This window comes from Streptomyces sp. NPDC055140 (assembly GCF_053607285.1).
Genome location: NZ_JBSGTG010000009.1, coordinates 281,362 through 304,123 on the forward strand (window position 1 = coordinate 281,362; position 22,762 = coordinate 304,123).

The 22,762-nt window shown below is 69.1% G+C and carries 22 protein-coding genes and 1 pseudogene; 11 read left to right on the forward strand and 12 right to left on the reverse strand.

Annotated features, from left to right (window positions below; translation table 11 throughout):
* Positions 1 to 203: 203 nt before the first annotated feature.
* Positions 204 to 1,460, forward strand: a complete 1,257-nt coding sequence (locus ACWFR4_RS20065) for an FUSC family protein (RefSeq protein ID WP_453653691.1) — start codon at positions 204 to 206, stop codon at positions 1,458 to 1,460.
* A gap of 17 nt (positions 1,461 to 1,477) precedes the next feature.
* Here the strand turns inward: ACWFR4_RS20065 and ACWFR4_RS20070 are convergent, their stop codons facing one another.
* Positions 1,478 to 2,044, reverse strand: coding sequence for a TetR family transcriptional regulator (locus ACWFR4_RS20070; RefSeq protein ID WP_453653693.1), 567 nt, complete (start codon positions 2,042 to 2,044; stop codon positions 1,478 to 1,480).
* A 105-nt stretch (positions 2,045 to 2,149) separates the two neighbouring features.
* Here ACWFR4_RS20070 and ACWFR4_RS20075 point away from each other — a divergent pair, with 105 nt between their 5' ends.
* The gene (locus tag ACWFR4_RS20075) at positions 2,150 to 3,073 is read left to right on the forward strand and encodes an SDR family oxidoreductase (protein WP_453653695.1); all 924 of its coding nucleotides are present in this window, start codon (positions 2,150 to 2,152) and stop codon (positions 3,071 to 3,073) included.
* A gap of 98 nt (positions 3,074 to 3,171) precedes the next feature.
* On the opposite strand, the gene ACWFR4_RS20080 is transcribed toward ACWFR4_RS20075, so the two are convergent.
* The 4 genes and pseudogenes from ACWFR4_RS20080 to ACWFR4_RS20095 all read right to left on the reverse strand — a co-directional run.
* Positions 3,172 to 4,497: a wax ester/triacylglycerol synthase domain-containing protein gene (locus ACWFR4_RS20080; protein ID WP_453653697.1), complete on the reverse strand. Its 1,326-nt coding sequence runs from the start codon at positions 4,495 to 4,497 to the stop codon at positions 3,172 to 3,174.
* A 92-nt stretch (positions 4,498 to 4,589) separates the two neighbouring features.
* Complete coding sequence (locus tag ACWFR4_RS20085; protein WP_453653699.1) at positions 4,590 to 5,873, reverse strand: nucleotide disphospho-sugar-binding domain-containing protein; 1,284 nt, start codon at positions 5,871 to 5,873, stop codon at positions 4,590 to 4,592.
* Between the two features lie 153 nt (positions 5,874 to 6,026).
* On the reverse strand, positions 6,027 to 6,860 hold the full coding sequence (locus ACWFR4_RS20090) for an alpha/beta fold hydrolase (RefSeq protein WP_453469471.1): 834 nt from the start codon (positions 6,858 to 6,860) through the stop codon (positions 6,027 to 6,029).
* Between the two features lie 347 nt (positions 6,861 to 7,207).
* Positions 7,208 to 7,831: pseudogene (locus ACWFR4_RS20095) on the reverse strand (alpha/beta hydrolase); the annotation flags it as partial.
* A 137-nt stretch (positions 7,832 to 7,968) separates the two neighbouring features.
* Here ACWFR4_RS20095 and ACWFR4_RS20100 point away from each other — a divergent pair.
* On the forward strand, positions 7,969 to 8,379 hold the full coding sequence (locus ACWFR4_RS20100; protein ID WP_372561187.1) for a hypothetical protein: 411 nt from the start codon (positions 7,969 to 7,971) through the stop codon (positions 8,377 to 8,379).
* Between the two features lie 30 nt (positions 8,380 to 8,409).
* On the opposite strand, the gene ACWFR4_RS20105 is transcribed toward ACWFR4_RS20100, so the two are convergent.
* Together ACWFR4_RS20105 and ACWFR4_RS20110 are read right to left on the reverse strand one after the other, a co-directional pair.
* Entirely contained in the window at positions 8,410 to 9,144 is a 735-nt protein-coding gene (locus ACWFR4_RS20105) for a FadR/GntR family transcriptional regulator (RefSeq protein WP_453469322.1), read from the reverse strand.
* A 4-nt stretch (positions 9,145 to 9,148) separates the two neighbouring features.
* A complete protein-coding gene (locus ACWFR4_RS20110; protein WP_453653701.1) occupies positions 9,149 to 10,480 on the reverse strand; it encodes an enolase C-terminal domain-like protein in 1,332 nt (443 codons plus the stop codon).
* A gap of 281 nt (positions 10,481 to 10,761) precedes the next feature.
* Here ACWFR4_RS20110 and ACWFR4_RS20115 point away from each other — a divergent pair, with 281 nt between their 5' ends.
* From ACWFR4_RS20115 to ACWFR4_RS20125, 3 genes are all read left to right on the forward strand, one after another.
* Entirely contained in the window at positions 10,762 to 12,087 is a 1,326-nt protein-coding gene (locus ACWFR4_RS20115; protein WP_453653703.1) for an MFS transporter, read from the forward strand.
* Positions 12,062 to 13,006 carry a fumarylacetoacetate hydrolase family protein gene (locus tag ACWFR4_RS20120; RefSeq protein ID WP_453653705.1) on the forward strand — a complete coding sequence of 315 codons (945 nt, stop codon included), beginning with the start codon at positions 12,062 to 12,064 and terminating at the stop codon, positions 13,004 to 13,006. The genes ACWFR4_RS20115 and ACWFR4_RS20120 overlap by 26 nt, the downstream gene beginning before the upstream one ends.
* A gap of 155 nt (positions 13,007 to 13,161) precedes the next feature.
* Positions 13,162 to 13,803 (forward strand): class I SAM-dependent methyltransferase, encoded by a 642-nt coding sequence (locus ACWFR4_RS20125; protein WP_453653707.1) that lies wholly within the window; start codon positions 13,162 to 13,164, stop codon positions 13,801 to 13,803.
* Between the two features lie 173 nt (positions 13,804 to 13,976).
* Here the strand turns inward: ACWFR4_RS20125 and ACWFR4_RS20130 are convergent, their stop codons facing one another.
* On the reverse strand, positions 13,977 to 14,393 hold the full coding sequence (locus ACWFR4_RS20130) for a VOC family protein (protein ID WP_453469419.1): 417 nt from the start codon (positions 14,391 to 14,393) through the stop codon (positions 13,977 to 13,979).
* Positions 14,394 to 14,541: 148 nt separating this feature from the next.
* On the opposite strand from ACWFR4_RS20130, the gene ACWFR4_RS20135 reads away from it, so the two are divergent.
* Positions 14,542 to 15,087 carry a DUF1707 SHOCT-like domain-containing protein gene (locus ACWFR4_RS20135; protein WP_453469420.1) on the forward strand — a complete coding sequence of 182 codons (546 nt, stop codon included), beginning with the start codon at positions 14,542 to 14,544 and terminating at the stop codon, positions 15,085 to 15,087.
* Positions 15,088 to 15,245: 158 nt separating this feature from the next.
* Positions 15,246 to 15,722 (forward strand): polyketide cyclase, encoded by a 477-nt coding sequence (locus ACWFR4_RS20140; protein WP_453653709.1) that lies wholly within the window; start codon positions 15,246 to 15,248, stop codon positions 15,720 to 15,722.
* A gap of 52 nt (positions 15,723 to 15,774) precedes the next feature.
* Here ACWFR4_RS20140 and ACWFR4_RS20145 read toward each other — a convergent pair whose 3' ends face one another.
* Positions 15,775 to 16,728, reverse strand: coding sequence for a DUF5996 family protein (locus tag ACWFR4_RS20145; RefSeq protein WP_453653711.1), 954 nt, complete (start codon positions 16,726 to 16,728; stop codon positions 15,775 to 15,777).
* Positions 16,729 to 17,124: 396 nt separating this feature from the next.
* Between ACWFR4_RS20145 and ACWFR4_RS20150 the strand changes: the two genes are divergently transcribed.
* Positions 17,125 to 17,205 (forward strand): tryptorubin family RiPP precursor, encoded by an 81-nt coding sequence (locus tag ACWFR4_RS20150; RefSeq protein ID WP_353963518.1) that lies wholly within the window; start codon positions 17,125 to 17,127, stop codon positions 17,203 to 17,205.
* Positions 17,206 to 17,311: 106 nt separating this feature from the next.
* Positions 17,312 to 18,364: a cytochrome P450 gene (locus ACWFR4_RS20155; protein ID WP_453653713.1), complete on the forward strand. Its 1,053-nt coding sequence runs from the start codon at positions 17,312 to 17,314 to the stop codon at positions 18,362 to 18,364.
* A 125-nt stretch (positions 18,365 to 18,489) separates the two neighbouring features.
* On the opposite strand, the gene ACWFR4_RS20160 is transcribed toward ACWFR4_RS20155, so the two are convergent.
* Positions 18,490 to 19,284: an SDR family NAD(P)-dependent oxidoreductase gene (locus tag ACWFR4_RS20160; RefSeq protein ID WP_453653715.1), complete on the reverse strand. Its 795-nt coding sequence runs from the start codon at positions 19,282 to 19,284 to the stop codon at positions 18,490 to 18,492.
* Between the two features lie 430 nt (positions 19,285 to 19,714).
* Here ACWFR4_RS20160 and ACWFR4_RS20165 point away from each other — a divergent pair, with 430 nt between their 5' ends.
* Positions 19,715 to 20,266 carry a lamin tail domain-containing protein gene (locus tag ACWFR4_RS20165; protein WP_453469845.1) on the forward strand — a complete coding sequence of 184 codons (552 nt, stop codon included), beginning with the start codon at positions 19,715 to 19,717 and terminating at the stop codon, positions 20,264 to 20,266.
* Between the two features lie 129 nt (positions 20,267 to 20,395).
* Here ACWFR4_RS20165 and ACWFR4_RS20170 read toward each other — a convergent pair whose 3' ends face one another.
* Positions 20,396 to 21,106, reverse strand: a complete 711-nt coding sequence (locus tag ACWFR4_RS20170; protein WP_453653717.1) for a response regulator — start codon at positions 21,104 to 21,106, stop codon at positions 20,396 to 20,398.
* A complete protein-coding gene (locus tag ACWFR4_RS20175; RefSeq protein ID WP_453653719.1) occupies positions 21,103 to 22,749 on the reverse strand; it encodes an ATP-binding protein in 1,647 nt (548 codons plus the stop codon). Before ACWFR4_RS20175 ends, ACWFR4_RS20170 begins: the two co-directional genes overlap by 4 nt.
* Between the last annotated feature and the right edge of the window lie 13 nt (positions 22,750 to 22,762).

Here is a 22,762-nt window from a genome sequence, read left to right on the forward strand (position 1 = left end):
GTGAGAGGCTCTCCACGGATGTGGATTTACGTCCGTTTGATGTCCGAGACTCTGCGTTTTCGGGGATGCTACGGGGATTGCGCGGCGAAGTAAACAGATATGGGCATGAAGCGCGAGCGCCGAGCGCCCTCGAGCTCGTCCGGCATGACCCGGGCGGTCTACGCGGCCGGGACATGCCGCACGGATCGGGGAAGGGACTGAGGATGCGTCTGTTACCCGAGCGGCTGGTGAAGCTGCTGAGCCGTGTCCCCCGCGGCAGTCGGCTCGTGAAGCGGCTGAGGCATCCGGCCGCTGTGCAGACGCTACGGGCCACCGTCGCCGCGACGATCGCCTACGTCATCGCCCTGCACCTCAGCCGCGAACCGGTCCCGCTGACCGCGCCGCTGACCGCTCTCCTCGTCGTGGAGGTGACCCTTTACGCGACCGTGAAGATGAGTATCCGCCGCATCAACGCCGTGGTCGTCGGAGTGTTCATCGCCATCGGGTTCAGCGCCTTGGTGGGGTTGAGCTGGTGGAGCCTGGGGCTGATCATCCTCGCCTCCCTCATCATCGGGCCCCTCGTCCGCGCGAACGAGTTCGTGCCCGAGGTGGCGATCAGCGCCATGCTCGTACTCGGCGTCACCCAAGTGGCATCGAGCGCATGGGACCGCGTACTGGAAACCCTGATCGGAGCCCTGACCGGGCTCGCCTTCAACCTGTTCTTCGCCCCGCCCCTCTGGGTGGACACGGCGGGCGACGCCCTGGAGGACCTCGCCCGGCGCATGCGCCGCCTGCTCCTCGAACTGAGCGACCAGCTCGACGCCGAGACCCCCTGGCCACTCGCTGCGGAACGACTCCACGAGGCACGCCGCCTCGATCAGGACATCGCCGACGTGGACGCCTCCCTGCGGCAGGCCGAGGACAGTCTCCGGCTCAATCCGCGCGTACGGGAGGGGCGACTGCATCGCGTGGTCCTACGGACCGGTCTCGACACACTCGAAATCTGCACCGTCGTGCTGCGCGTCATCGCCCGGACCCTGACGGACCTGGCCAAACAGCGTGAAGAGGAGTGGCTGCTCGAACCCGAGGTGTCGATGGCGATGCGCGATCTGCTCGGGCATGTCGCGGACGCGGTGGTCAGCTTCGCCGTACTCGTCTCCACCGGAACCAGTTCGGAATCGGAAACGGCCGAGGACCGCCTGGTCAGCCATCTCGGCGCCGCCGATGCCCAGCGCGAACACGTCGCGCGATTGCTTCTGGACACCGTCCAGGGCGACCCGCGCCAGTGGCATCTGCAGGGGGCCCTGCTCACCGAGATCGACCGCATCCTCGACGAACTCGACACGGAGCACCGCTCGCAGCGCCTCATGGAGGAACTCGACCGCAACGCCCAGCAACTGCACGAGCGCTTCCCGGCACTCGCCGAAGTACTGAAATGGGCACGCAAGCACAATCTGCGCGTACGCAGGAAAGGCACGTGACAGGGAGAAGAGGCAGGCTAGTTGCCCGTCAGCGCCGTCCTGAGCTCGTCCAGCGATTCCCGCATGAACCGCGACATCTCACGTTCCTCGGCCGCGCCGATCCAGCGCTCGAAACCCACCTTGAAGACGGCGACCCCCGCCTCGGCGGTCAGGCTCGCGGCCGGCTCCGCCACGCCGCGCCCGCGCAAGGTGTCGGCGAGCGCCGCTGACATCGAGGCGAGCTTGATGAGTTCGCGCTCCTGGAGTTCCGCCGTCGCCATGATCACGGCCTGCCGCCGCCGCGCGAAGTCGCGGCGGTCGACGAAGAATTCGGCGAGCACGTCAAGGCCCACGGCCACCGCGTCGATCGGCGTCGCGGACTTCGGCACGTCGGCGACCGCTTTCACGAACGCCTCCTCCAGCTGGCTGGAGCCGGCGAAAAGGACCTCGCGCTTGTCCGCGTAGTGCCGGAAGAACGTGCGTTCCGTGAGCCCGGCCCGTTTCGCGATCTCCGCCACGGTCGTCTGCTCGAACCCGCGCTCGCTGTAGAGCTCCAACGCCGCGTTCGCCAGACGCCCACGCGCGTTCGGCTCCCATCTACCCATGCGCAGATCTTACGTGATGACAGTGAATGACATCAGGTGTAGCGTTGATGACAGGCACTGACATCACCTTGGCAGCACCTGCCATCGACTCTTTTGGGGTTCCTCATGCGCATCTTCGTGACCGGCGCTTCCGGCTGGATCGGCTCCGCCGTCGTTCCCGAGCTCATCGACGCGGGACATGAGGTGGTCGGGCTGGCCCGCTCCGACGCCTCCGCGGCCGTGCTCACCGCCGCAGGGGCGGAGGTCGTCCGCGGCACCGTCGACGACCTCGGCATACTCCGTGACGCGGCCGCCGCGTCGGACGGGGTGATCCACCTCGCCTTCAAGCACGACATCGCCTTCTCCGGCGACTTCCAGGGGGCCGCGGAGGCGGATCGCCGCGCCGTCGACACCATCGGCGCCGCGCTCGTGGGGACCGACCGGCCCTTCGTCATCGCCTCCGGCGTGGCCGGCCTCGCGCCCGGGCGGGTGTCGACCGAGCAGGACATGCCCACGAACGACGGCTCGCCGATCGCCATCCGGGTGGCCACCGCTCAGGCGGTGCTCGACCTCGCCTCGCAGGGCGTGCGCTCGTCCGTGGTGCGGCTCTCTCCCACCTGCCACGGCGACGGGGACAACGGTTTCATGGCGACGCTGGTCGCCACCGCCCGCGCCAAGGGCGTCTCCGGCTATGTCGGCGACGGCGCCAACCGCTGGCCCGCCGTCCACCGCCTCGACGCCGCCCACCTGTTCCGCCTCGCGGTCGAGAAGGCCCCCGCAGGATCCGTGCTGCACGGCGTCGCGGAGGAGGGGGTCGCGCTCCGCGACGTCGCCGAAGTGATCGGCCGTCACCTCGGCGTGCCGGTGACCTCCGTGGCTCCCGAGAACGCCGCCGAGCACTTCGCCTGGCTGGCCGCCTTCATCGGCATCGACGCCCCGGCGTCGAACACGCTGACCCGCGAACTGCTTGCCTGGGAGCCGGCCCACCCCGGCCTCCTCGAAGACTTCGACAAGGGGCATTACTTCCAGGCGTCGACGGCCACTGCCTGACCCGACCCGCGGGGTCGGCACCGCGCGGCGCACGTACACGTGGATTGCGGCACAGCGGCTTCAGCCGAACCGGCTGACCGCCGTCTTCCTCGAGTCGTTCAGTCGGCCAGGATGCGGATCTCGTCGTGGATTCGTTCCGCGAGTGGTTGTGCCAGGTCGCGATGGTTGTGGTCGGTGACGGCGGTGACGACGCAGGTGCTGCCGTGATGGATGGCGGTGACTGCGAGGGGGTGGCCCGGGCCGAGTGGTGGGATGCCTGCCATCGCGGTGAGTCGCGCCGATCCGAGAGTCAGTTCGCCGGCGTGTGTGGACACGCTGCTGCAGAGGAGGGAGAAGTAGCGAGGTGAATCGACGTAACGGCCCGCTGCGTTGTTCAGAGGGGTGATCCTGTGTGGTCGTGAGGAGACCACGGCCGCCTGGGTGCGGGCCCTGGCCCCGATCGCGGCGCGCCGGATGAAGGAGTCGACGGCAGCGAGTCTCTCCCGCGCGTCCCGCTGTTGGGGGAGCGGCACCCGGACCGTGGCGTAGTGGTTGCCGAGGAGTTGTGATTCCTCGTCGGTGCGTACGTCGACGGGGACCAGGGCGCAGATGCCGGGCCAGGCCGGCAGGGGGCGGCCGGTGACGCCCAGGGTTCGCAGCGCTCCGGCGGTGGCGGCGAGGAAGACCGCGTTGGTGGAGGCGCGTTCGGCTGACGTGGCGGAGCGCAACGAGACGCGGGCGGCATCGAGTTCCTTGCGCGGCACCTGGCGGAAGGACAGGACACGGTAAGGGTCCACCGGACCGTGAAAGGGCAGTGGGCGGGCTTTGGGGAGCAAGTCGCCCAGAGTCCAGGCGAGTTGACGGGCGCGGGAGGGTGCCTCCGCTGTCGCAGCGCTGCCGACCCGCGGAGGGCGTTGGGCGGCGGTCTCGTCGAACAGGGCGCGGAGCAATGTGGCGATCGACCTGCCGTCGAGCAGTGCGTGGTGGGCGCGCAACAGGAGAACGAAGCCGCCCATGGTGGGGATGAGGTGCAACTGCCATGGCGGACGGCGGGGGTCGAGCGGCGCAGTGAAGAGGGCTGCGATGTCCACTTCGAGTTCCGTCGTGGCGGCGCCGGGACTTTCGACGATGTGGTGAGCGGCCTCGAAGTGCGGGCCGGTCGACCACAGCGGCCAGCTGTCGTGCGTGGGATCGGCTGCGCTCGGCATCTGTCGTAGCCGCTCGTAGGGTGCCAGGCGGTACTCGGCCAAGGAGCGAAGGGCCGACAGCGTGGGCGGGGGCCCCTCGAACCAGGCGAGCAGCGCGGCCGTCATGTTGGAGCCGCCGCTGCTCTGCTGGCGGTGCATCCAGGCGTCCAGCGGTGGCATGGCGGTGGTGGGGCGCGAGTTGTTGTGTTCCGGTGTGGTCGAGGTGGCGAGGTGTGATGGCGGGGCTGGTTGGGTCATAGGGGGTCCTCAAGGCAATGTTGATGGGTGCCCTGCTCCGTTCGGTGTGTCCGGGCGAGCGTGGGGCCGGCGCACGCGCGGGCCGACGCGGATCAGCCGAGCGCGGCGACCGCGCGGGCCACGGCCCCCGCTCCGTCCTCCTGCGCAAGCCGTACGGCCGCTGCCGCGGCGTTCCGCGACAGCGCGCGGTCCCGGGTCGCCCGGGTGAGCGCGTCGGCCAATCGTGCGGCGGTCAGTTCCGTGCAGGGCAGTGCTTCCGCGCTCACTCCGAGCTGCACAAGGCGGGCGGCCCACCAGGGCTGATCGGTCATGACCGGGACCGGTACCGCCGGAACGCCCGCCCGAAGACCGGCCGCCGTGGTGCCGGCGCCCGCGTGGTGGACCACCGCGGCCGTTTGAGGCATCAGCCAGCTGTGCGGGATCTCGCCGACGGTGATGACGTCGTCGTCGACCACCGAGAGGCCGGCCCAGCCCGACTGGACGACTCCACGCAGTCCCGCGCGACGCAGCGCCTGCGCTGCGATCCGACCGAGCTCCTCGGGGTCGCCGGGCATCATGCTTCCGAAACCGATGAGTACCGGAGGTGGTCCGGCGGCCAGGAAGTCCCGTACCAGGGTTGGTGGTTGCCAGTTCGGGCATTCGTGCGGCCACCAGTACCCGGCCACGTGCAGCCCGGGCCGCCAGTCCGCCGGACGTGGCACCACCCAGGGGCTGTAGCCGTGCCAGATCGGCCACTGATTGCGTTCGCGGACGCTGCGCAGGCGATGGGCGCTGCGGTGGTCGACACCCAGGCGGGCGTGGACGGCGCGATTGGCCGTGCGGTACAGGGTGTCGAAGAGGGCGTTGGCGGCGTGGCCCCGCAGGAGGTTGGTGCGGCCTGGGCTCTGCCAGGTCATCGTGCACGGGGCGAACTCGGCTGTGGGCACGTCGGGTTGAAGGAAGACGCCCATGGTGGGAATGCGGTGGTAGCGCGCGATGGCCGCGCCGATCGGGGCCGCGATGGTCGACAGCAGGATGAGGTCGGCCTTCGGATCCACCGCGGCGAGGATGGCGTCCACCAGCGAGAGCATGGCCTGTTCGGTCGTCCGGACGAGTGACCGTAGCGGCTTGAGCGACTTGAGTGCCTGGCGCTGGGGTGAACGAGGGGCGTTTGATGGATGCCCTGCACAGCTGAGGCCGCTGTGGGCGCCGATCAGCGCCTCGAAGGGGTCGGCTTCGAGCGGCTCCATGCGAAGTCCGCAACAGGCAACCATCGGCGCGAACTTGGCGTGGGTGACGATCTCGACGGTGTGCCCCTCGGCCGACAGCCGGTGTGCGAGTCCGGTGTAGGGGGCGACCGAGCCGGTCGAACCCACCGTGATGACTTGGATGCGCATCGAGTGCGGGTCCCCTTTCGACCGGAGTCGCGCACCCCGGAGTTCCTGCCGAGCCGTTGGGCTGCCGCGACTCACGTTTTCCATACGCCACCAACGAGCACGCTGACCGAGAGTCACATGATCAAGAACTGCCGGTGACGCCGTCGGGCGTACTCACCGTGCTGGGCAGGGCTGGGAAGTCCGCTCCACCCCGCGGCAGTACGTGAGCTGTTCCAACGGCTCGCCCGCCAGGAAGTGTGTGATCAGATCGGCGAGTTCGACCGGCCGCTCCAGCGGAAGCATGTGGTCGGCGTCGACCACCTGCGTGAACCAGCTGTCGGAGCACGTGGCCGCGAGGTCGCGGCACAGGTCCGGAGTGGTGAACGTGTCGTGCTCCCCGGTGGCGACCAGGACCGGCATGGCCGGCGGCCGGCTCGTGTCGAGCATCTCGTGCCTGAGCAGACGCATCGTGTTGGCGAGGTGTTTCGCGACGTCCTCCTCGCTCAGGTTGAGCATCCGGCGCATCAGGAAGCGGCGAACCCGGGAGCCTGCGGTGACGGAGTCGATCCGATCGGCGTTGACCATGAACGCGACGGTCTCCTCGGCGAACTCCTCCATACGCCGGTCCGCGAGCAGGTCCAGAGTCCGGCGCATGGCGACCCGGGCGTGCCCGGGAATGGACGTCATGGTCCCTACCAGCACCATCCTCTCGACCAGTTCGGGCCGCCGCTGCGCGAGGCGGTAGACGATCGCCGTGCCGTACGAACCGCCCACGAGATTGACGGAGGTCAGCCCCGACTCGTCGAGCATGTGACCCAGAGCGTCCGCGAGGAAGTCCGCGCCATGGCGGTCGGGGAGGACGTTCCCGGCGCCCCAGCCCGGCAGGTCGACGGTGAACACGTCCACGTGCGCGAGCAGTTCACGTTCCAGACGACCCCAACTCTCCTTGGTCTGGAACGCACCGCCCACCAGCACCAAGGGCGCGATACGCGGCGCGGGCGTACGCACCAGCCGCGACTCGCAGCGGTAACCCTCCCACTCGTGGCGGGATACGAGAGGGGATCGTGTCCGGGTGTTCGGGATGGCAAGGGCTGGGCGCATCAGCGACACGGGGTCTCAACCCCCGTTCTGTGCCTCAGGTCCAGCGGTGGGCCGCCGCGACACTGTCGCCGCTGGGTCGATCCAGCCGAGATCCCGACAAAACCGTACATTGACATGCCGTCAAGATATCGTTTCGAACGGAATATTCTGTTCCATTCGCTGGATAGTGGTCGAGCCGTGGCATACCAACTCTCCAAGCTCGCTGACTTGTTCCCCCAAGCCGGTGCCGTGGTGCGAGCGCTGGGGCAGGGGGCTCAGGTACGGCGGTGGGCGAGCAGGCGTTGGAGCCAGCGGGTGCGGGCGTTGCGCGCGTCCCGGCTGAGGGTCGCCTTTGGCGCCACGCTGTCGAAGCCGTGGTAGGCGCCGGGCCATACGTGCAGTTCAGCCTGGCCGCCCGCTTGCCAGATGGCGCCCGCGTAGGCGACACCCTCGTCCCGGAACATCTCTGCCGACCCGACGTCGATATACGCCGGTGGGAGTTGTGAGAGATCCGCGGCGCGGGCGGGGGCCGCGTACGGGGGCAGGTCCTCGGCACCGTAGCGATCACCCAGCAGGGCCTGCCACGCGGTGGTGTTCGAGGTGAGGTCCCAAGGCCCGAGGCCCGACATCTGTCGACTGGAGAAGGTGCTGCCGCGGTCATCGAGCATGGGGCACAGCAGCAGTTGCCCCAGCGGCTCGGGACCGCCGCGGTCGCGGGCCAGCAGGGCGAGGGCCGCGGCCCGCCCGCCGCCGGCGCTCTTCCCGCCGATGATGATGCGGTCCGGGTCGATGTCCAGTTCGGCCGCGTGCCCGGTGGCCCAGGCGAGCCCCGCGTAGCAGTCCTCCAGCGGCCCCGGGTACTGCGCCCCCGGCGCCAGCCGGTACTCGACCGAGATAAGAGGGGCGGGCCGTTGAGTTCGGGGGAGTTAGCGCCTCTATTCATCCCTACGAGTGAATTGATGAATGGACGTCTGAACGGTCGTCCCTGCGGTGCGCTGTGCTGGGTCGAAGGGCAACGGATGCCGAGGGGGAGCGTATGCGTGTCGCCGTGCTGTGTGTCTGGCTGGTCACCGCGAGCCTGGGCGGATATCTGGCGACGGTGTGGATCCGCCACGGCGGGCTGCAACAGCGCACGCCGGGTGTGACGCGGCTGCCGCTGTGGCTCGTCCTCGGCCACATCGCGCTCGCTGTCGCCGGACTTGCCTCCTGGACCGCGTACCTCGTCGGTAACGCGCGCGGCTCGGCCTGGGCCGCGTGCGCTGTCGTTCTGATCGTGGCCGCCTTCGGCTTCATGATGCTTTTCCGCTGGCTGCCCAGCCGGGGGAGACACTCGCAGGGGCATGCCACCGCCGAACGGAACTTCCCGCTCACCGCGGTCGTCGCCCACGGCATGAGCGCCGCCGTCACCGTGCTGCTGGTCGCGCTCGTCGTCCTGGGGCGCGCGTGACACGACCGGTGGCGGCAGCGCCCCGCTCCCTCAGGCGCGGTCCCGCACCGCGTCGAGACGGTCACGCACCCAGGCGTCCACATCGTTGACGTGCCGGCTGGCCGCGGTGAAGGCGGCCAGGCTGTCGTGGGCGCGCAAGGCGCGGTAGATGTCCATGTGCTGCTCGTGGGTCCAGGCGAGCACGTCGGACTTGATCAGCGCTCGCCAGATGCGGGCCCTGGCCGTCTGCTGGGTGACCGAGGAGAGCAGCGACTCAAGGGTGCGGTTGCCCGTCGCGGCGACGATGTCGGCGTGGAACGCGAGGTCTTCGCGGACCAGCTCCTCCGGGTCGTGCATCGTTCGCATGCGCTCGATGCGCTGGTGAAGGGCGTCGAGGGTGGCCGCGTCGATCCGGGTCGCCGCGAGCGCGGTGGCGCCCGGCTCGATGACCTTGCGGCACTCCAGCATCTCGTCGAGGCCGGTGTCGTTGGCGAGGTCCAGGAAGCTGCCGATGGCGCGCACCAGCCGGTCCGGCCGCAGATCCGTGACGAACGTGCCGTCACCCCGGCGCACGTCGAGAACCCCGGCCATGGCGAGGGCGCGTACGGCCTCGCGAAGAGAGGGGCGGGACAGCTCCAGCTCGTTCGCGAGCGCGGTCTCCGGGGGAAGCCGCTGGCCCGGCGCGAACTCGCCCGATTCGATGCGCTTCTTGAGGCGGCTGATCGCCACGTCGACGACGCTGAGTCCGCTCTCGCCGGAGCCGTCCGCATCTCTCTTGGTTGACATGGGGTCAGGATCCCATCTGGTCGGAGTCGCCCCAGACCGGACCGGTGGGGTAGCGGTAGGTCTCCAGGGTCTCGCGGCGGATCTGCGCGCTGTAACCCGGAGCCTCGGGCACCAGATAGCGCGAGCCGCGGATGCGGACGGGGTCGTGGAAGTGCTCGTGGAGGTGATCCACGTACTCCACGACGCGGTCTTCCATCGAGCCGCTGACCGCCACGTAGTCGAAGATCGACAGGTGCTGCACCAGTTCGCACAGGCCGACTCCGCCCGCGTGCGGGCAGACCGGCACGTCGTGCGCGGCGGCGAGCAGGAGGGCGGCGACCGCCTCGTTCACGCCGCCGAGCCGGCAGGCGTCGATCTGGCAGATGCCGATCGCCTTGCTCTGCAGGAACTGCTTGAACATCACGGCGTTGTGGGCGTGTTCACCGGTGGCCACGTGGATCGGCGCGATGCGCTGCGCGATGGCTGCGTGACCCAGGATGTCGTCCGGGCTGGTCGGCTCCTCGAACCACCAGATGTTGAACTCCGCGAGCGCGTCCGCCCAGGCGATCGCTTCCTCGACGCCGAGGGTCTGGTTGGCGTCGATCATCAGCCTGCGGTCAGGGCCGATGATCTCGCGGGCGATGCGGCAGCGGCGTATGTCGTCCTTGAGGTCGGCGCCGACCTTGAGCTTGACCGCGTCCCAGCCCTGCGCGACGGCCTCCTTGCACAGCCGGGCCAACTTGGCGTCGTCGTAACCGAGCCAGCCCGCGCTGGTCGTGTACGCGGGGTAGCCGTGCCGGCGCACGTACGCCTCCCGTTCGGCGCGGCCCGGTACCCGGGACTCGAGCATTTCGAGCGCGGCCTGCGGGGTCAGCGCGTCCTTGAGGTAGCGCCAGTCCACCAGGTCCACCAACTGCTGCGGTGAGAAGTCGGAGAGCAGCTTCCACACCGGTTTGCCCGCCAGCTTGGCGGCCAGATCCCAGGCGGCGTTGACGACCGCGGCCGTGCCGAGATGGATCGCTCCCTTGTCGGGGCCCAGCCAGCGCAGTTGACTGTCGCCGAGGAGATGGCGGGAGAAGCCGCCCAGGTCGCCCACGACTTCGGCGACGGAGAGACCTATGGCCCGCTCGCCGATCGCCCGTGCGGCCTGGACCGCGAGGTCGTTGCCGCGGCCGATGGTGAAGGTGAAGCCGTGTCCTTCGGACACGTCCGTGAACTTGTCACCGCCGCCGACGCGCAGCACCACGTACGCCGCCGAGTAGTCCGGCGAGTCGTTCATCGCGTCGGAGCCGTCGAGGTCCTTGGAGGTGGGGAAGCGGACGTCGATCGTTTCCACATCGACGATACGAGCAGTCATCGGCGGTCACTCCTGTGTGCGCGGGGTTGGCGAGGTGACGAGTAGACGAGGCGCGGTGGACCCGTGTTCCGGGCTTTCGGCGGGTTGATGGCCAAGATGTCAGATGTCTGCCGCGCTTGCCAGATGTTTCGCGCAGATCATCTCGTTGCTTCCCAGGTATTGCCCACCAGTTGGGCTGTCGCTACGGTCCAGTGGTCAGATGTCTACGGCGCCCCCAGGCCAGACATCTGACAGACAGCCGCAGCCCCCTACGCGAGTCAGCGTGGACCGCAGGAGGTCCGATGAACGTGGTTCCCACCCTGGAGAGCGTGCGCCGGAAGGTGTCCCGGCGCTTGCTCCCCCCACTCTTCTTGATGTTCGTACTGAGCTTTCTGGACCGCACGAACGTCGCGCTGGTGAAGCCCCATCTCGAGGCGGACGTGGGAATCGACGCCGCGGCCTACGGCCTCGGCGCCGGCGTCTTCTTCGTCGGCTACGCCGTGCTGGGCGTCCCGTCCAACCTCGCTCTGCACCGGATAGGCGCCCGCCGCTGGCTGGCCGGCCTCATGTTCGTATGGGGCCTGCTGTCCTGCGCGATGGCACTCGTCAACAGCCCCACCAGCTTCTACGCGCTGCGCTTCCTGCTCGGCGCCGCCGAGGCCGGCTTCTTCCCCGGCGTGATCCTCTACATCACGTACTGGTTCCCGGCCGCCGACCGAGGCAAGGCGACCGGCATGTTCCAGTCCGCCGTCGCCATCTCCAGCATCATCGGCAACCCCCTCGGCGGCTATCTCATCGGGCTCCACGGGCTGGCCGGGCTCGACGGGTGGAAGTGGATGTTCCTCCTGGAGGGAGCGCCCACCGTTCTGCTGGCCATCGCCGTCCCCTGGCTCCTCACCGACCGCCCAGAGCAGGCGAGTTGGCTGACGGGCGAGGAGAAGGTCCTCCTCACCGACCGCATCGCCGCGGACCGCCCGGACCCGAGCGTGCGCTCACCCCGGCGTGCCCGCGCTGTCATCAGCGACAGCCGGGTGCTCCGCCTGATGTTCGTCTACTTCGCGATCCAGATCAGCGTGTACGGCGTCACGTTCTGGCTGCCCGCGCTGGTCGGGCGCATCGACGGGCTCGGCGACGTCGGCATCGGCTTCGTCTCCGCGCTGCCCTGGGTGTTCGCCCTGCTCGGCGTGGTGATCCTGCCCTGGTACTCCGACCGCACCGGCGACCGGCGCGGGCCTTTGCGGATCGCCCTCGTACTGACCGTCGCCGGACTGCTCGGCGGCGTGCTCCTGCCGCCGGTGCCCGCGGTCGCCGCCCTGTGTGTCGCCGCTTTCGGCTTCCTGGGCGCGCAGCCGGTGTTCTGGACGGTTCCGCCGACGATCCTCACCGGCATCCAGATCGCCGCCACCATCCCGCTGATCTCCGGCTTCGGGAACCTCGGCGGTTTCGTCGGCCCGTATGTGATGGGAGCCGTCGAGTCGGGTACCGGTTCGGGGGCCGGCGGCCTCTATGTCATCGCGGCGGTCGCCGCCGCCGGGGCCGTCGTGGTCACCGGCTTCCACTGGGTGGGTCAGACCACCCGAACTCCCGCAGAGAGGACCGAAGATGACGCGCATCGTGCGCTTCGCTGACGACACCGGGGCCGTACACGCCGGAGTCGCCGACGAGACCGGAACCATCCGCACCTTCGAAGGCGCACCGCGTATCGCCGACCTGCTGCGACTGCCGGGAGCCGACCTGCGCACGCTGGTGGAGGCCACCTTGGCCTCCACCGACCCCGGCCTGCCGGTACGTGACGTGCTGCTGCTCCCGCCGCTCGACGGCCTGATGGAACTGTGGGCCGCCGGTGTCACGTACGAGCGCTCCCGGGACGCCCGGGTCGCGGAGAGCACCGAGCAGTCGGTGTACGAGCGGATCTACGACGCCGCGCGCCCGGAGCTGTTCTTCAAGTCCCAGCCCTGGCGGGTCGTGACCGACGACGAGCCGATCGCCGTACGGGACGACTCGGACCTCGATGTCCCCGAGCCCGAACTCGGCCTCGTGCTCAACCGGCACGGCGAGACGGTCGGTTACGTGATCGTGGACGACGTCAGCTCCCGATCGATCGAGGGCGAGAACCCCCTCTATCTGCCCCAGGCCAAGATCTATGCCGGAAGCGCCGCGGTGTCCTCGGGCATAGTGCCCTTCTGGGAGATCGAGGACGCGACCGCCCTGAAGATCGCCCTCGAGGTGCGTCGGGACGGCGCCGTCGCCTACGAGGCGACGACCACCACGGCCTCCTTCCACCGTCCCCCGCAAGGACTGGTGGACCATCTCTGGCGCTCCCAGCCGTTCCCCGACGGCGCGGTGCTGTCCACCGGCACCGGCATCGTGCCGGGACTCGACTTCACCCTGCGGGGCGGGGACGTCGTCGAGATCACCATCGACGGCGTCGGGAAGCTCTCGAATCCCGTACTCGGAGACCAGGCGGAGCTGGACTGGCTGGTCGAAGCGATCGACCACCCACTGACGCGGCGTGCGCACCGAACAGATCCGATTGGGGGCCGGTGACCGTGTGGGTGCGGCGGCCGCGTCACGAGCCGGCTGTCGCCAAACGAACTGCAGGTCAAGGCAGTTGACCGACACGGGGGGTGGTCGCGGGGAGGACGGCCCGTCCGACGGAGCACTTGTCGGCGCGACCAGGCGTGGCTCTAGTCTCGTCGCTTGTGACTGAAACTCCCTCACACCACAATGCGACAGCGGACGCCTACGACGCCGTGGCCGTCCTCTACGCCGAATTCACCCGCGATGCGCTGGACGGACAGCCGCTGGACCGCGCGGTGCTCGCCGCGTTCGCCGAACTCGCGTCGACGAACGAGGGCGGGCCCGTGGCCGAGCTGGGCTGCGGCCCCGGGCGTACGACCGCGCACCTGCGGGACCTCGGCCTCGATGTCTTCGGCGTCGACCTGTCGCCGGTGATGATCGATCTGGCCCGCGAGACCTACCCGGACCTGCGGTTCGAGGTCGGCTCCATGGACGCGCTGAGCCTGGCCGACGGCTCGCTGAACGGCATCGTGTCCTGGTACTCGGTCATCCACACCCAACCGCAGGACGTGCCCTCGTACTTCGACGAGTTCCGCCGTGTACTCACACCCGGCGGCCACCTCTTGCTCGGCTTCTTCGAGTCCGGGGACGATCCGGTCACGGAGTTCGACCACAAGGTGGTGACGGCCTACCGGTGGCCGATCGACGACCTGGCGAAGATGGCCGCCGAGGCCGGATTCGCAGAGGTGGGCCGGATGCTGCGCGAGCCGGGCGAGGGTGAACGGTTCCGCCAGGGGCGTCTGCTGATGCGTAGGGGCAGCTGACGCGACACCGCCGGCCTGCGCCCGGGAGGAGGGCGACCACCCCCGCCGGTGCATCAACCGCACGCCGTGTGACCAGGTCTGGGCGTGGACCTCCGAGAAGGCCTTCCATGCGGCGTGCGGTTCCGGCAACCTGACCGAGGCACTCACACGGTTCCGCTCCTGGGTGATGTGGGTCAGGCGCCGGCCTCGCTGATGTTGACCATCCAGGTGATGCCGAACTTGTCGGTACACATGCCGAACACGTCACCCCACATCTGCTTCTCCAGCGGGACCGCCACGTTGCCACCGGCGGACAGCTTCTCCCAGTAGCCGCGCAGCTCGTCGGCGTCGTTGCCGCTCAGGCTCACCGAGAAGTTGTTGCCCTGCTTGAGCTCCATGCCCGGAGGGTTGTCGGCGCCCATGAGCGTGAAGCCGTTCGGGGCCTCCAGCGTGCCGTGCATGACCTTGTCGGCGTACCCGGGGGGCGTCTCGGAACCGAACGCTCCGTACGTGTTCACCGACAGGGCGCCGCCGAAAACGCTCTTGTAGAACTCCATGGCTTGCTTGGCGTCACCGGCGAAGCTGATGTACGGATTGAGTCGAGAGGCCATGAGGGATTCCTTTCGTGACGTTTTGTCAGGGGTGCACACTAGTCGTGCGCCGCTTGCTCAGTGGGGATAGGCGCAGACCGATTTCCCGGGGTGGGCCTTGGCCGCGAGGATTCCTCGGCGGCAGCGGAATCCCCGACACTAGAGTGAAATGGTGACTCTCCCGCAGGAAAATCCGACACGCCCGATCAGCGAAGACGACCGCAACTCAGCCGTGCAGCGTGTGCAGGAGGCGTACGCCGAGGGGCACATCTCGCATGAGGAGATGGACGACCGTCTGCAGCAGGTCCTCACCGCCAGGACGCACCGCGAGCTCGAGCCGGCTCTCGCCTCACTCCCGGAGGAGGATGCGGGCACCTCGTCCACGATCGGCGCCCTGGGCGGACGGATCAGGCGGCGCGGTGCATGGAAGGTCCCTCGGAACCTCAAGGTCGAGTCCGCCTTCGGCAGCGTGCGCCTGGACCTGTCCCGGGCGGTCTTCGAGCACCCGGCAGTCGACATCGAGCTCCAGGTCGGTACCGGCAGGGCCAAGATCACGGTTCCTCGCGACGCGATCGTCGACCTGGAGGGTCTGCACACGGGGTGGAAGGACCTGCGCTACAAGGCCCCGCGGCGCTCCGGCCGGGGCGGACCGCGGATTCGGATCTCCGGGACCATGGGGTTCGGCCGGTTGAAGGTCCGCCACGCGCGGCGTTGAGGGATCGGCCCATACTGTCGCCGGTGTGGGCACCCGGGAGCGGGTCCTGCCCGCACGACCGATGAGTTCCGCCTCGCCGCGTCGTCTGCATGTTGGGAACCCCCCAACTTCCGCGTCTGCGGGAGGCCCGAGATGAGCCGACAAGGAGCGCGCACACCATGGCCGAGGACCACGTGAGCGCCACCCTGACTGTGGCCGCGCCCGCTGAGAGGGTGTTCGCCGTGCTGGCGGACCCGACGGCCCATGCTGCGATCGACGGCACCGGCTGGGTTCAGGAATCCGTCGACCGGGCGCCGCTGACCGAGGTGGGGCAGATTTTCCGGATGGAGATGTACCACCCCAATCATCCCAACGGTGACTACCAGACGGTCAACAAGGTCCAGGTGCTCGGCCCGCCGCGCACCATCGGCTGGCTGACGGGGTACCGGAAGGACAACGGAGAGCTGGACTTCGGCGGCTGGATCTGGCGTTACGACCTTGCGCCGCTCGGTCCGTCCGAGACCGAGGTCACGCTCACCTACGACTGGTCGGCGGTGCCGCAGTACATCCGGGAGTACATCCAGTTCCCGCCGTTCGGCCCGGAGCATCTCACCAACTCGCTGCGCCACTTGGCCGGGCTTGTCTCCGGTAGGTGACGTCTCCACCAGGAATGAGGACGCGGGTTGGCGCCGTCCGGCGACCGTTGGTTCATTGATCTCGGCCCCGGACCGCCGCTGGTGGTGTCGTGCTCATGCGCCAGCCGTCGCAGCGGGGTCCGATCAGGTCGGCCGGCCAGCCCGCCGTTTCCACAGCCGCCTCGTAGACGGCGTCGCCGAACGCCACGACGGCCTGGCGAGGGTCGGCCGTCTCCCTGAGCGTGGACCACGGCAGCAGGGCCAGACCCGCATCGGGATTCCAGGCCGCGCCGTCGACGCCCCAGGACCGGCCTTCGAGACCTTCCGGCTGGGGGTAGATGTAGGCGTACATACCTGCGTTCGGCGACTTGGCGTCGCCGAAGGTGAACCCGACCGATACGTACTCCTCGCGCGCGGCGTTCTGCATGAACGCCGGACCGTCGGCCACCGGGGTGACTCGATGCGCCCGGTAACGGGTGGCGGACAGATCGAAACCGCCCCACATCACACCGACCCGGGGCCGATGCCCCTGGAAGGACGCCTGCCACGTTTCGAGCCCGCCGGCCGCGAGGTTGAACGCCGTCCACATCAGCCGGGCCGCGTCGCCGTCCCAGGTGCGTTCGACCTGATCGTCCTCGAACTTTCGTGGGGCACCCGGGATCTCGCAGATCAACGACGTGTGCGGTGGGTGCACACCCAGCCCGGCCACCGCGTCGCAGAACGACGCGTAGAAGGCGGCGAGGGATCCGTTGGACACGGGGACCGTCACCGAGCCCCGGTCGGACTCGACGACCACGTCACTGTCGAGCAGTCGGTAGTGCACCTCGAAGGTCACTCCCTGGAGCCGAAAGGTCGGCGTCCGGAGTCCGCGGGGGGTGACATCGAGAACGATGTTTCCCCAGCCGTCCTCGAAGGGCTCGTCCAGGGTGTACTTGCCTCCGACCTGCACCAGCCGGTTCACGTAGTCGACCATGGGCGCCAGATCCTCGTAGGACAGCGCCGGCCATGCGTTGAGTCGTTCACTCATGGAGAGCCTCCCGGCCATTTTCGCACGCAGGTCAGAGCGCTGCCTGTTCGGCGGCGAAGACTGCCCATCCGGCCAACCTGGCCGCGGTGGGAACGACGCCTTCCGCGATCCGGCGCGTTCCACCACCCTCTTTCCAGGTCTCACCCGCAGCGCCGCGACCAGGGCATGGGGCTGACCCGGCGACCCTTCGAGGCCGCACATGGTCCACGTAGAGCACTGCGTGCGCAGGGAAATGCAGAGTCTGAAAGTGGATATGCGAAACGCTCTTCGGTGAATTGATGGATTGGCCGTTGATCACGGCAGGGAAGGTTCACCGCGCCACCGGCATGCGATCTTCACCGGCTCACCCCGGCACCCGTCGCGTGTCTTCCGTCCGCCCTGAGAGGGGGTGCAGTGATGAAGCTTCTCTTCGCTATCCGCAACAAGGCCGCGGCCCGAAAGTCCCTGAAGGCGAACGCCTGGTACCTCTGGTACTGATCCGGCACGCCTCCGCCCGTCCCCGCTGTGCGGTGGCAGCGAGCATCGCGCCCGGCGCCGGCTGCCGTACAGCGGGGGTTCCGTCCCCACCGCCACCGGAGAACCCGTGTCGTTCACCTCCGCGCCGCGCACGCGCCGTACCGTGTTCGCCCCGCGACTGACAGCCCTCCTCGACGACCACCTGGGCCAGGACGTCTTCCGGCTCGAGAGCGACACCGTCGGAGTGGCCGGACACGACGTCGCCGACCGGATCCTCGCCGCGCGCCGGGCGACGGAGACCGAGCGGCCGACGTTCAAGCCGCTGCACGGCCGCTCGATCTCGCGCAACGAAGCCTCCTCGGCCACCCGGACGACAGGCGACGACGTCCGCGAGGCGCTGAAGCGCCCCTTGCCGCCGGACGTCGACCTGTCGGGTCCTTGGCCTCTCACCGGACACGTCTTCCTGAGGGACCTCATCCTCGGCCAAGACCCCCTCCGCCTGCGGATATTGATGAGCCGTAACCTCGAACTGACACCCAAGCTGACCTGGTCCGTGATAGCCGCAGGCGCCGCGCTGCCCGGCTGGCCGCGTCCCGGCGCCCACCTCACCGGTCTTGCCCGGCGGGCGGCCGAGGCCGTCGGCTACCAGAACCGGAGGTACGCGATGGGTGTCTACCGGCGAGCGGCCGCCCCGGTGTGTTTCACGGTCTCGACGCTCGTCGCGAACGCGCTGTGGCTCGGCTCCCCCTTCGACGACAGCACCTCGAACCGCAACATCATTCACGAGGCTCTGCGGCTGCTGCCGCCCTCGTGGAACATCCTCCGCAACGCCTCCCCGGAGTACCCCGCGATCGACAGCCGGATCAGGGATGACGACGACGTCCTGCTGCTGCCGCTGCTCTCGCACCGCGACCCGGCCCTGTGGGAGGACGCGCCCGCGTTCCGGCCCGAGCGCTGGGACGAACTCGACCCCGACGCCACGCCGGGCTATCTGCCCTTCGGGCATGCCTCTGAGCGCTGCTGGGGACGGCACATGGTGATGCCGCTCGCCGAACTGCTGCTGGACCGGATCCGCAGCTCAGGGCTCGTCGTTGATCCCGACCAGCGGACCGGCAGGGTTCCGCTGCTAGGCCTGCTGGGGGTCGAGGAAGTGCGTCTGACGAAGACGCGAACAGCCTGACAAATGGCGGGAGTTGCTGCGGGTCCTTCCGTCGTACTTCCTTCGGGGGACGGCTACTTGGTGATGTTGCGCAGAGGCAACCCATGAGTCTTCCGGCCCGGCGCCCACGATCGTAGGGCGCCGTCTCACGGGAGGATGGCGTCGATGTATCCGCCGTCGGCCCGCAGCGCGCCGCCCGTGGTCGCGGACGCCAGGTCGGAGCTCAGGTACACCACCATGTTGGCGATCTCCTCGGGTTCGATCAGGCGCTGCAACAGCGACTGCGGGCGGTACTCGCGCATGAAGACTCTCTGCGCCTCGTCCCACGGCAGGTCACGGTCGACGAGTTGGTACACGAAGTCTTCGACGCCGCCGGTGTGAGTAGGGCCCGCGATGACGCAGTTCACGGTGACGCCGGTCCCCGCGGCATGCTTGGCGAAGCCACGGCCGACCGCGAGCAGAGCGGTCTTCGACATGCCGTAGTGGATCATCTCGGCGGGGATCACCACCGCGGAGTCGCTCGCGATGTACTGGACGCGCCCCCAGCCGCGTTCGGTCATCCGCGGCAGGTACAACCGCGTGAGCCGGACGGCGGCCAGCACGTTCACCTCGAAGTAGCGGCGCCATTCGTCGTCCGTGATGTCCAAGGGGTTCTTCGCGTCGAAGATGCCGAGGTTGTTGATGAGGATGTCCACGTCAGGCAGTGTTTCCCGGGCGCGTTGAGCGCCCTCCTCGGAACCGACGTCGGCGGCGACCGGAACGAAGTCGCCGTCCGGCACGCCGACTTTGAGCTGCTCGACGGCCGCCTCCACCCTGCGCTGGTCGCGTCCGTTGACTCCGACCCGCGCGCCGGCGCGTGCGAGTCCGGTCGCGATCGCGGCTCCGATGCCTTGCGTGGAGCCCGTCACCAGAGCGGTCCGGCCCGAAAGATCCAGGTGCACGTCTTGTTCCCTTACTGGAATGGGTGGGTGGTCGGCAGGTCGTCACGGGACTCTTTCCGCTCGCAGACCTCCGGTGATGTCCGGGCACCCGGAAGTGGGGCCGAAAGGGTGGGGAGCGGTACGGCTGTTACGCGCTTCTGGGTGACGGGACGCCGCGAGCCGCGGCTGAAGCCGGGCCGGAGTCGTGCGGGGTAACGGCCGAGGCGTCAACTTGGTGCCTTCAGTACATAAATGGACGATGCATGTTAGAGCAACAGAAATATGGACGACTTGTAACCACCTTCACGTCATGCGCACATTCAGGACGATCTGTTGGCAAGTTGTGCGTTCTCGGCCACCGGGCCGGGACCCGCAGATAGCAGACCCGCGGCGCACCGCGCCGGTACACGGGTCTGCAGTACGAAATGAAGGGGCATTCATGTCCGCTTTCATGTCAGTCACTGCCCGCCGTACGGCTGCCGCCGCTCTCGCGGCCGGCGCTCTGGTCGGAACGTTCGCCGCGTCGGCATCGGCCGACGCCGGTGGCCGCCCGCACCGCGACCGCGTCGAGATCTCCGGCGCGCAGTACGACTCCCCGGGCTGGGACAACGGCAGCAACCGCTCACTCAACAAGGAGTGGGTCGATGTCACCAACACGTCCCGCCACTCGGTGAACCTCGACGGGTGGACGCTGTCGGCCAGGGACGGCCGCACCTACACCTTCCATCACTACCGTCTGGAGGGCCGCTCGACGGTCCGCGTCCACACCGGTGTCGGACGGGACAGCAGCCGTGACGTGTACCAGGACCGTCGCAGGTACGTGTGGGACAACCGCTCCGACACCGCCACCCTGCGCGACGACCGCGACTGGAAGGTCGACACCCTTTCCTGGGGCGGCTACCGCGACGACCGCGGCCACCGCGACGACCGCGGCCACCGCGACGACCGCGATGACCGCGGCCACCACGGCGACGGACGCGGGCACGGCGGCGACCACCGCTGACCTGAACCTGCCCGCGGGTCTCCCAGCCCGCGGGCAGCGATGACCCGCCTCACCAGGGGGCGTTCCGCAGCACGGTCTGCGGGACGCCCCCTCTTGGCTGCCGCCGGCAGCACGGCTACCGCCCCGACGTCACCCGTGCCAGTCGTAGCGGCGCTCCGGTCGGCCGGCGACGCCGTAGCGCAGTGACACGCCGGCGCTGCCGGTGCCGTGGAAGTACTCGAGGTAACGGCGGGCGCTGACGCGGGAGATGCCGGTCAGGGCGGCGCATTCGGTGGCGGACAGAGTGCTGTCGGCCTCGCGCAGGGCGCGTTCGACCATCACGGCGGTCTCGACGCTCATGCCCTTGGGCAGGCCACCGCCCGGAGCGGCCAGAGCCGTTCCGCCCAGCACGCGGTCCACGTCTGCCTGGCCCCGTACGACCGCGGAGAGCAGCCGGCGGCGTCGGGCGGCGTACCGCTCGAGCCGGGGCAGCAGGTCCTCGAAGTCGAACGGCTTGAGTAGGTAGTCGACCACGCCGCGGCGGACCGCGCGGCGCACCGTCTCCGCTTCCTGGGCGGCGCTGATGACCATGATGTCGCAGTCGTGGCCTGCGGAGCGCAGCCGGGGGATGAGGTCGAGGCCGAAGACGTCCGGCAGGTACAGGTCGAGCAGGATGAGGTCGGGGCGCAGTTCCTCGACGGCGTCGATCGCCTGTTGCCCGGTGTGAGCCGTGCCGATGACGCGGAACGGCTCGACGCGCTCGACGAAGGTGCGGTGCACCCGGGCCACCATGAAGTCGTCGTCCACGACGAGCACGTCGATCGAGTCGTCTCCTGCGGCCGTGTCGTGCGGGGCGGTCATCCGGGGACTCCTTCGGGCGCCACATCGGCCGGGTGACCGAGGGGCATGTGGGCGGTGAACATGGCGCCGTCGGCGGTGTTGGCCACCGATATCTCGCCGCTGTGGCGCTCGCAGACGAGCTTGGTGAGGGCCAGGCCGATCCCGCGCTCGCCCTCCTGGGCGGCCTTGGTGGTGAAGCCGTGCGCGAAGACCTCCCGAGCGACTTCGGGCGGCAGACCGGGGCCGGAGTCCCGGACCACGACCTCCACGCTGGACGCGTCCTGCCGCAGCTCCACCTCGACCCACGCGTCGCCGGTGTCGTCATCGGAAGCAGCGGCGTCGACCGCGTTGTCGACGAGGTTGCCGATCACGGTGGCCAGATCGGCCGCGTCCTCCGGCGCGAGCCGGCCGAGTGCGGTCCCGGCGGAGATCCGCAGGCTGACCTTGCGTTCGGCAGCGAGGGAGGACTTCGCCATCAGCAACGCGGCGATCGCGGTGTCGCGCACGCGTCGGGCGAGTGTCACATCGAGCGACTGGCGGCGCTGGTTGAGGGCGCGGATGTAGCGGACCACTTCGTCCTGCTCCCCGATCTGGATCAGACCGGAGATGGTGTGGAGCTGGTTCGCGAACTCGTGGGCCTGCGCGCGCAGCAGCTCGGAGGAGCTGCGGAAGGAGCCGATCTCCCGTTCCAGCTCGGCCAGTTCGGTGCGATCACGCAGCGTCGTGACCGAACCGAGCAGGCGGCCGTCCTTCATGACGGTCATCCGGTTCATCACCAGCAGGCGCCCTCGGCGGATCACCACCTGGTCGTGCCGGTCGACCGCGCCGTGCCGGGCCCCTACGAACACGTCCCGCAGCCGCCCCTCGAAACCCAGATCGTCAATGCTCTGTCCGACGCAGTCCTCGGGCAGATCGAGGAGGCGCCGGCCCACGTCGTTGACCAGCGTGAGACGGAGTTGCGGGTCCAGTGCGACGACGCCCTCCGCGATCCCGTACAGCATCGCCTCGCGGTGCTCGGCGAGGCCGGCGATCTCGCGCGGCTCCAGGCCGTACGTCTGGCGTTTGACCCGTCGGGCCAGGAGCCAGGAACCCATCACGCCGAGCCCGCTCGCGATGCCCAGGTAGGCGAGCAGGTACGACGAGGCGCCGCTGAGCCGCTGCCACACGGTGGGGGAGGCCTCTCCGATCATCACGGTGCCGAGCTGTCGCCCGAGCGTTTGCCTCGCAGCGCTCAGAACCGGCACCTGGGCCACCAGCTCCCGGCTTCCGTCCAGCGTCAGGTCGCCGGACCAGCTGCGGCCTCTGGCAACCCCCGCTCCCAGACTCAGCCGTTCACCCACCACCGTGGGGTTGGTGGACGAGACGATGCGGCCCTGTGCGTCGGCCACGGTCACCGATGTGACGCCGGACTGCGCCAGTGTGGAGTGCACCAGCGGGGCCAGGGCCTCCTCGGGGACAGGTCTCACGAGCTGGCTGCGGACCAGAGGGTTGGCGCCCAGCTGCTCGGCCAGCGCGTCGACCTTGCGGCCTTCGACCCGCTGGAAGGTGGCCTCGGACTGGGCGAGCGAGACACCCGCGACCGCCAGCAACACCACCACGACGATGGCGAGCTGGAGAACCAGCATCTGGCCCGCGAGGGTATGGCGGCGGAACGTTGTGACCACAATTAACTCAATC